Raw genomic sequence first — 8,544 nt, forward strand, 5'->3', positions numbered from 1 at the left:
ACTCTTCCTACCATTAATATTGGAAAATTAATCGAAAATGCACAGACAATTGTTCCAACAATAAAGGTAGACATCGAAACAACAAACAGCCGCCTCGCCGTAAACGTCTCCATTAAAAACGCAGTAATTGGTATCATAACTCCGTTTACTAACATAAAAATAGTTGTCACCCACTGACCGGAATTTTCGGTCAGATTAAACTCCGTCATAATATGTGGTGTTGCTGTTATTAATAATGTTTGATTTAAAATAGCTAAAAAGGAACCGCCAAGTAATATGGCAACAATCGTTAATCGATTATATTGTTCCGAATTTTGTGTAGTAAATTCTGTCACATACTCAACCCCTGCTGTGCCTATATATTAACATATATTATATATCTTAATCTCAATAAAAACATCCTTATCGCTTAATTTTGAGCATTTTAATTTTTTTCGTACATTCCATTTGAATTAATTTCTCCCTCTTCTAAAGAAGAATACAAACATTAAGAGGAAGACAACAGCGATTAAAATATAAGCTACAAAGGAATAGATCGTTAAAAATTGAAGGATGTCAGTCCAAGACCGTCCTAATAAAGCCCCCGTTATTACTAAAACCGTATTCCAAATGCCTGTCCCAATCATTGTAAAAAGTAAAAACACCCAAAACTTCATTCTTGCCATGCCGGCTGGGATAGAAATAAGACTACGCGCAATCGGAATCATTCTACAAAAAAGGACAGTCCAGTAGCCATACTTTTCAAACCACTTATTTGCTTTATATAAATCCTCTTTTTTTAATCGAAGCACATGCCCCCATCGGTCAACTATTTTTTCCATCCGCGTGATATTCAGTACTTTTCCTAAACCATATAAAATAATTGCACCAATAATGGATCCTGTTGAAGCGGTAATAATTACCCCAAACAGTGTCAGCTTAGAATAGGTCGTCAAAAATCCCCCAAATAATAAAATTACTTCTGACGGAATTGGTGGAAATAGATTTTCCAATGCCATCAAAATAAATACACCGATATAACCGAATTGTTCCATTATATTTGTAACAAACTCTTGCATAAGACTCATCTCCATTATCTAAAGCCTGTACTTTATATATAGTACTCCCGAATAATTTTATGTAGAAAATGTTTTTTGGTTGATATCGGAATTAGACTATCTGCGAAAATAGTAAGCTAGGCAATACATAAGGGTGGGCTTCATGCTAAATAAGTGAGGAAATTTGGCGATTGCATGTAGAGTATGGGAAGACACATAAAAAAACAGCTATCAAAAATATTATTTAAAAATTTTTTTGATACCTGTTGCTTCTAAACGGAACAGTTGATGGAAACTGTTCCGTAAATTCAATATTGTCCTACCGCTACGAAAATACACTGCGCTTTCCGCAGGCGGCTGATGAGCCTTCCTTGTGCTTCGCACTGCGTTGTCTCACCTAGGCCTTTCCTCCTGCAGGAGTCTCCGTGTATTTTCTTCGCTTGTGTAGTGGATAAATGTTCTATACTATACCAAGGATATTCACCGATCCAGTTGATTGTAGTGGAGGGCAGTCGACTCCTGCGGGAAAAGCACGTGTCTGAAGACTCAGAAGCAGTGGTTTTCTGCTTCGGAGGCTGAAGCCGTGCCCGCGGAAAGCGTACTGCCCGGAGCGAAAATCAACGGCGGCGATTTAACTGCGCAGTTTATGGGTTTTGTGCCAAATTAAATGACAGGCGATATGATCTTTTTGAAAAAGCTATATTTTATGATGAATGAGGTGATACTTGTGCTAGAGCGATTACAATCATTGGAAGACCGCTATAATAAATTAAATGAACTTTTAAGTGATCCTGAAATCATTAGTGATCCAAATAAATTACGAGAATATTCGAAGGAACAATCTGATTTAGAAGATGCAGTAGTTGCTTATCGAGAATATAAAAATACAGTAAGTGAATTAAAAGACGCAAAAGAAATGATGGAAGATAATCTTGATGACGAAATGTTAGAAATGGTAAAAATGGAAATCGAATCGTTAACTGAAAAAAATGATCAATTGGAAGAAGAGTTAAAAATTCTTTTATTGCCAAAAGATCCAAATGACGACAAAAACGTAATCATGGAAATTAGAGCGGCAGCCGGTGGGGATGAAGCGGCATTATTTGCTGGAGACTTGTACCGGATGTATAGTCGCTACGCTGAAGCAAACCGTTGGAAAACAGAAGTGATTGAAGCGCACACAACTGGTGTTGGTGGATTTAAAGAAATAATTTTTATGATCCATGGTAATGGCGCGTTTTCTAAATTAAAATTTGAAAATGGAGCTCATCGCGTCCAGCGTGTTCCAGAGACAGAAGCGAGTGGTAGGGTGCATACGTCTACAGCAACTGTTGCTGTTTTGCCAGAAGCAGAAGATGTAGAAATTGAATTAAATGAAAGTGATATTCGGGTAGATCGATTTGCTTCGAGTGGTCCTGGTGGACAGAGTGTAAACACGACGATGTCTGCTGTAAGATTAACACACCTCCCTACAGGAATCGTTGTTTCTTGTCAGGATGAAAAATCACAAATTAAAAATAAAGAAAAAGCGATGAAAGTACTTAGAGCTAGACTCTATGATAAATATCAACAAGAAGCTCAAGCGGAATATGATGAATCAAGAAAATCTGCTGTTGGAACTGGCGATCGTTCTGAACGAATTAGAACATATAATTTTCCACAAAATAGAGTAACGGATCATAGAATTGGTCTTACGATTCAGAAATTAGATCAAATTTTAGCTGGAAAACTTGACGAGTTTATTGATGCTCTACTTTTAGATGACCAAACGAAAAAGCTTGAACATATAGGTGAATAAAAATGAATGTAAAGAAACAATATGAAGTCCTTGAATGGGCTTTTTCTTTTTTAAGAAACTATAATAGAGAAGAAAAAGTTGCCGAAATTTTATTACAGCATCATTTAAACATGTCTAGAGCAACTTTTTTTGCCAATATGCGAGAGGATATTTCAACAACAATTGTTGAGCAATTTACATCTGATATAAAAAAGCATGCTTTAACAGGAGTGCCTGTTCAACATCTAACGGGATATGAAATGTTTTATGGGAGAAAATATATAGTAAATGAGCATGTATTAATTCCCCGATTTGAAACGGAGGAACTTGTTGAACATGTTATATCATTAGTGGATAAATATTATAAAGATCGTCAATTGGTCATAGCAGATATCGGAACTGGTAGTGGTATAATTGCTATTACATTAGCGTTAGAACTTCCCAATGCAACAGTTTATGCTACTGATATTTCAGAAAAAGCGCTTAATGTTGCAAAAAAGAATGCTAAAAATCACCATGCTTCTGTTCAGTTTTTGCAAGGGGACTTTTTACAACCGATAATTGACTCATCAGTAAATCCCCAGATTATTGTATCTAATCCTCCCTATATTAGTGAAAAAGAACGTGATTCGTTAGTAGATACAGTGAAAAAATTCGACCCGGATTTGGCTCTGTTTGCTGATAATAACGGACTAGCTGCCTATAAAAAAATAATCACACAACTAAAAGAATTTCCACCTACCGAATCGCGAAGAATATGTTTTGAAATTGGTTATACACAATCTTTAGCAATTACTAATATGTTAAAACATACTTTTGAGGCAGCCAATGTAAAAACAATGAAAGATATGAACGGATTAGATCGGATAATTTCTGCGCATATAAATTAGTTTTCCTTGTTTATAATGAATTGATTTTGCCCATACTGTAAATAACTTTTATGGTGGGGGATAATATGATGAAAAAGGAAATACTATTTATTATATTCATAGTTTTAACAGGATGTAGTACAGAACTGAACGGAGTAAGTAAAATTAATTCTGAAAGTACTTTTCAAACGATTCCGGATGATGCCATTCGCTTGCGGATACTCGCTAATAGTGACTCGGAACAGGATCAGTATATAAAGCGGATCGTACGAGATGAGGTAAATGAATTTATAACAGTCTTAGTAGAAGAAATTGATAATATTGAAGAGGCAAGAGAGTTAATTGCTGACAATGTACCGAAAATACAACATATCGTCCAGGAGACGTTAAATAAATTAGAGGTTTCTGATTCGTTTACTGTTGAATACAGTTCTAATGTAACTTTTCCAATGAAAGTTTATGATAATTTTGTATACCCAGCTGGGGAGTACGAGGCGGTTTTAATCTCAATCGGTGAAGGGAAAGGTTCAAATTGGTGGTGTGTTCTATTTCCACCCTTATGTTTTTTAGACTTTTCGAATGGATCAACAGTTGCAGAAGCAAGTGAAGATAAAGCAGAGACAGTTGACGACTCATTGGTGGAAAGTGATGATGACGACAGCATTTCAAAGGATGACCTGGAAAACCACGAAGACCTTGATGATATTGAAAACGCTGACGATGACGAAGTAGAAGTAAAATTTTTTCTATTTGAATGGCTTGGTTTATCATAATTCCTATTAATAGAACATAAGGTAATAGAAGAAAACGAGTAATAGAGGTGGAAGAATGAATATCATTGAAGCTTCTGAAGTAACAAAAGAACGCCTGGAACAATTTTTAGAGAACAATAATCAAATCGATATTAGTTCTTTATTAAATACAGGTTACGTTGTAGAATATGATGATAAAATTATTGGTTGCTTTGAGTTAGCCCCAATAGAAAATGGCGCTTATTGGCTGAAACAATTGTACATTATTCGAAATGAAGCAGTAAAATTACCTGTATTATTGGAATTTATATTAGTTTTTGCGAAACAAAAGAAAGCAAAAGTTGTCTATGCTCACAGTGAACAACCTGTAACAGACTTATTACTTGAGTCGCTAAGTTTTTCATTACAGACGAGCCAATCTCTTCAATTGCAACAAGCTGTTAAACGCAAAGGCCACTGGTGGTCTTATAAATATGCAAATTAAATATAGGGTGAAATTGGTCTACTAAAAAAGCTTGTATGAAAAGTGTACAAGCTTTTTTTATTGAAAAATTATGCATGCTAAGGTTTCTGATAAAAAATTGTACATAGGTGCACTCTTCGACTAAAATGTAGAGGAGAAATGAGGTAATTTCTATGGAAACAAAACATTTAATTGTTGAAGGAAAGACTGAAAAGGAGCAGGTAATAAAAGAAGCCGCTGATCTATTAGTTAAAGGTGAAGTTGTAGCTATTCCTACCGAGACAGTTTACGGTTTAGGAGCAAATGCGAGAGACGAAGCAGCAGTCGATAAAATTTTTAAAGCGAAAGGACGTCCCAATGATAATCCTTTAATTATTCACGTTGCTTCTAAGGAACAACTTTTTAGTTTAGTAAAAAACTTTCCTACTTATGTAGAGAAATTAATTGATACATTTTCGCCTGGACCAATAACTTATGTACTTGAAAGTAGTGGAAAAATTGCCTCCAACGTAACAGCCGGGTTGTCAACTGTAGGATTACGAATTCCAAAGAACGAAATAACGCTGACGTTACTAGAGCAGACAAATTTACCAATTGCTGCTCCAAGTGCAAACTTATCCGGCAAACCAAGTCCGACAACTGCACAGCATGTATTAGAAGACCTAGATGGAAAAATTGCTGCTGTATTAGATGGAGGACCAGCCAATGTAGGGGTGGAGTCCACTGTTGTTGATTGTACACAGGAAATACCAGTAATATTACGATTGGGAAAAATTACTGCTGATGATATTAAACAGGTGGCTGGAGAGGTGAAGCTTGCAACAAAAATCACCGAAAATACACGAACGCCTAAATCACCTGGAATGAAATATAAACATTATGCACCAGATGTTCCGTTAATTCTCGTTCAGGATAATGATAAATTACAAGAAATAATTGATGAAGAAGGAAGTAAAGGAAATCGCGTCGGTGTTTTGATGAGCACTGCTTTCACGAATGAAATTAAGGCAGACCAAATTATTATACTAGGTCGTGATGAGGAAGAAATAGCGGCAAAATTGTATGACGCCCTACGTTCTTTTAAACAAAATGAAGTAGATATTGTCGTATGTGAATCCTTTCCGCGAGAAGGTGTTGGAAAAGCAGTCATGGATCGAATTGAAAGAGCAGCGAACAAAATAATTTAATCTAATAATCACCTTAACCATGAATCCCTTAAAACATATTCCTTTGTGTTACTGCATAAATTGTACAAGCAGGGCGCGAGGGGGCATAAATATGTTTGATGGGCAATTGAGTGAAATAGGTTCAATATTATTTATGGCATTTGCCTTAGGATTAGATGGCTTTTCAGTAAGTTTGGGAATAGGAATGCAAAATATTCGATTAAGAAGAATTGCTATGATTGGTTTTATAATCGGTTTATTTCATATGCTATTACCGTTTATCGGAATCTCTTTTGGTCAATTTTTATCTGAGAAATTGGAAGATATAACTTCTGTCATCGGTGGGTTTATTTTAGTATTTATTGGCTCGTATATGATTTTTTCAGCGTTACAACCTCGAGCGAAATTTATAGAAAATCCGGCTGGAATTCAACTGCTGTCTGTTGCATTTATTGTAAGTATAGACAGCTTGCCGGTAGGAATAAGCTTAGGGATTTCGGGTGTGGCGACAATATTGATTATCTTTTTATTCGGTATATGTACAATGATCTTATCTTGGATCGGATTAATTATAGGGAAAAAGGCACATTCTGTTCTTGGTATGTACAGCGAAATAGTAGGCGGGATTATTCTATTCCTGCTCGGTATTAACGTGGTTTTCGTAAGTTAAAAAGTATGAAACCAACTCTTTGTGAAAAATGAAACTTTTTTACTATTTTATTAACAATCTGAAAAGTTTTATGGTATATTGAAACTAAGAATTAAAAAGGATGAAAAAAATGAATGTATTATTTGTTTGTACAGGAAATACATGTCGAAGTCCGATGGCTGAAGCATTACTAAAAGAAAAGGCTCCACATATACAAGTTCAATCTGCGGGAATTTTTGCACATCCTAACGATAGTGCAAATAAAAATGCTGTTCGAGCACTCGCCGAAAGAGATCTTCATCTAGTACATTGTGCCCAACCGGTAACTGGAAAACTGCTGAAATGGGCAGATCTTGTAATTACAATGACAGAAGCGCATAAGCAATTATTAATTGATCAATTTCCAAAATATAAAGATAAATACCACACATTAATTGCGTACTCTCTAGGTGAAGAGGATAGCCAAAGCGGGGATATTATCGATCCGTTTGGTGGAGATTTATTTATGTATAAACAGACTTTAGCAGAACTTGAAAAATATATTGATGCATTCATTCACAAATTAGACACCTAAGCCAGGGAGGCAAGCCGATGAAAAAGAAATATCGATTTAATTTACAATTGAAGCTAGTTGTGTTCACTACATTATTAGCGTTAATTACGTATACGACAAGTGGATTCTTTATTTATGTGGTCTATGATTATATTAAGCCGTATTGGGAGATTTCTCAGCAATGGTTTGTTATTATTACATTATTATTAGGAATTATATGGTCGGGTATTCTTGCCTTTTTTGCTGCTCGTTTTATAACTAAACCACTGCAAAGACTTGAAACTGCTGCATCTGGTGCTGCGAAAGGAAACCTGAATCAAGAAATAATTATTCCCAAATCAGATGATGAAATTCGTGCATTAAGCATTGCTGTAGATACAATGTTTAAAAATATTAAGAACATGGTACATAATATTGACCAAAACTTTAATAATACTAGTAAAACTGTTTCTGAGATGAAAGATGTTTCTGAAAAAGCAACAAAACATTCTGTTGCAATTAGTGGTGCGACGGAAGATATTGCTGAGGGTGCCATTAGTTCAGCTGAAGCAACGCAGCAAACTGCAACAGCAGTGGAAGAAGCAACGAATTTAGCACAAGAGGTACAAGTGAAGGCTGAACAATCAACTGGAAAATCAGAAGAAATGCTAAAAATACTATCGGAAAGTAACGTTGTTGTCAATCAATTGGTACAAGGTATTCAGATGCTTGCAAATGAACAAGAAATATCGTTAAAAGATGTGGAAGAATTAAAGTCAAATGCAATTCAAGTCGAATCAATTATAACAATGGTTGGGGAAATTGCTGAACAAACAAATTTACTTGCACTAAATGCATCTATTGAAGCTGCTAGAGCGGGAGAACATGGACAAGGGTTTGCGGTAGTCGCTGATGAAATAAGGAAATTAGCGGATGAAAGTGCACAAGCTGTCCAGCAAATTTCATCATTAATTACAGCGATTCAAAAAGATGTTACCCTCGTTGTAAGTAAAATTAATGAACATGTAAATCAGGCTAAAGAGGAAGCAAAAAGTGGTGAGCTGACGAGTAAATCTTTTGAAGACATGTCAGTCTCAGTTACAGAAGTAGCTGCTGAAATTGAAAGCATTAGAAACTTAGTTAATCGTCAACTTCATTTTATAGAATCTACCGTAGAACAATCTCAAGAAGTTGCAGCAATTGCCGAAGAAACTTCCGCAGCAACGGAAGAAGTGAGTGCAGCAATTACAGAACAGGACACAACGATTCAAGCAGTTGATAAATTGGCTCGTGAATTAG

The 8,544-nt window shown here is 35.6% G+C and carries 10 protein-coding genes; 8 read left to right on the forward strand and 2 right to left on the reverse strand.

All coding sequences use genetic code 11. The annotated features are described in order from the left end of the window. Positions 1 to 335: MFS transporter (locus ACPYKA_RS15535; protein WP_479543127.1), on the reverse strand; the 335-nt coding region annotated here is incomplete at its 3' end. Positions 336 to 452: 117 nt separating this feature from the next. Beyond that, complete coding sequence (locus tag ACPYKA_RS15540) at positions 453 to 1,058, reverse strand: DedA family protein (protein WP_479543128.1); 606 nt, start codon at positions 1,056 to 1,058, stop codon at positions 453 to 455. 706 nt (positions 1,059 to 1,764) lie between these two features. Between ACPYKA_RS15540 and prfA the strand changes: the two genes are divergently transcribed. The 8 genes from prfA to ACPYKA_RS15580 all read left to right on the forward strand — a co-directional run. After that, positions 1,765 to 2,835: a peptide chain release factor 1 gene (gene prfA, locus ACPYKA_RS15545; RefSeq protein WP_479543129.1), complete on the forward strand. Its 1,071-nt coding sequence runs from the start codon at positions 1,765 to 1,767 to the stop codon at positions 2,833 to 2,835. 2 nt (positions 2,836 to 2,837) lie between these two features. Further along, positions 2,838 to 3,704 carry a peptide chain release factor N(5)-glutamine methyltransferase gene (prmC, locus tag ACPYKA_RS15550; protein ID WP_479543130.1) on the forward strand — a complete coding sequence of 289 codons (867 nt, stop codon included), beginning with the start codon at positions 2,838 to 2,840 and terminating at the stop codon, positions 3,702 to 3,704. 68 nt (positions 3,705 to 3,772) lie between these two features. After that, on the forward strand, positions 3,773 to 4,456 hold the full coding sequence (gene spoIIR, locus ACPYKA_RS15555; RefSeq protein ID WP_479543131.1) for a stage II sporulation protein R: 684 nt from the start codon (positions 3,773 to 3,775) through the stop codon (positions 4,454 to 4,456). 55 nt (positions 4,457 to 4,511) lie between these two features. After that, entirely contained in the window at positions 4,512 to 4,919 is a 408-nt protein-coding gene (locus ACPYKA_RS15560; protein ID WP_479543132.1) for a GNAT family N-acetyltransferase, read from the forward strand. A gap of 152 nt (positions 4,920 to 5,071) precedes the next feature. Then, positions 5,072 to 6,085: an L-threonylcarbamoyladenylate synthase gene (locus ACPYKA_RS15565; RefSeq protein ID WP_479543133.1), complete on the forward strand. Its 1,014-nt coding sequence runs from the start codon at positions 5,072 to 5,074 to the stop codon at positions 6,083 to 6,085. A gap of 91 nt (positions 6,086 to 6,176) precedes the next feature. After that, positions 6,177 to 6,734: a manganese efflux pump MntP gene (locus ACPYKA_RS15570; RefSeq protein WP_479543134.1), complete on the forward strand. Its 558-nt coding sequence runs from the start codon at positions 6,177 to 6,179 to the stop codon at positions 6,732 to 6,734. Positions 6,735 to 6,843: 109 nt separating this feature from the next. Further along, positions 6,844 to 7,287 carry a low molecular weight protein arginine phosphatase gene (locus ACPYKA_RS15575; RefSeq protein ID WP_479543135.1) on the forward strand — a complete coding sequence of 148 codons (444 nt, stop codon included), beginning with the start codon at positions 6,844 to 6,846 and terminating at the stop codon, positions 7,285 to 7,287. 17 nt (positions 7,288 to 7,304) lie between these two features. After that, positions 7,305 to 8,544: methyl-accepting chemotaxis protein (locus tag ACPYKA_RS15580; RefSeq protein ID WP_479543136.1), on the forward strand; the 1,240-nt coding region annotated here is incomplete at its 3' end.

The organism is Pseudogracilibacillus amylolyticus (SeqCode) (assembly GCF_051918545.1).
Lineage (GTDB): Bacteria > Bacillota > Bacilli > Bacillales > Amphibacillaceae > Pseudogracilibacillus.

Bases quoted from the DNA above. Each gene is read 5' to 3' on its own strand.
- ACPYKA_RS15570 (WP_479543134.1), top strand. From the start codon at position 6,177: ATGTTTGATGGGCAATTGAGTGAAATAGGTTCAATATTATTTATGGCA.
- ACPYKA_RS15575 (WP_479543135.1), top strand. From the start codon at position 6,844: ATGAATGTATTATTTGTTTGTACAGGAAATACATGTCGAAGTCCGATG.
- spoIIR (WP_479543131.1), top strand. From the start codon at position 3,773: ATGAAAAAGGAAATACTATTTATTATATTCATAGTTTTAACAGGATGT.
- ACPYKA_RS15540 (WP_479543128.1), bottom strand. From the start codon at position 1,058: ATGCAAGAGTTTGTTACAAATATAATGGAACAATTCGGTTATATCGGT.
- ACPYKA_RS15560 (WP_479543132.1), top strand. From the start codon at position 4,512: ATGAATATCATTGAAGCTTCTGAAGTAACAAAAGAACGCCTGGAACAA.
- prmC (WP_479543130.1), top strand. From the start codon at position 2,838: ATGAATGTAAAGAAACAATATGAAGTCCTTGAATGGGCTTTTTCTTTT.
- ACPYKA_RS15565 (WP_479543133.1), top strand. From the start codon at position 5,072: ATGGAAACAAAACATTTAATTGTTGAAGGAAAGACTGAAAAGGAGCAG.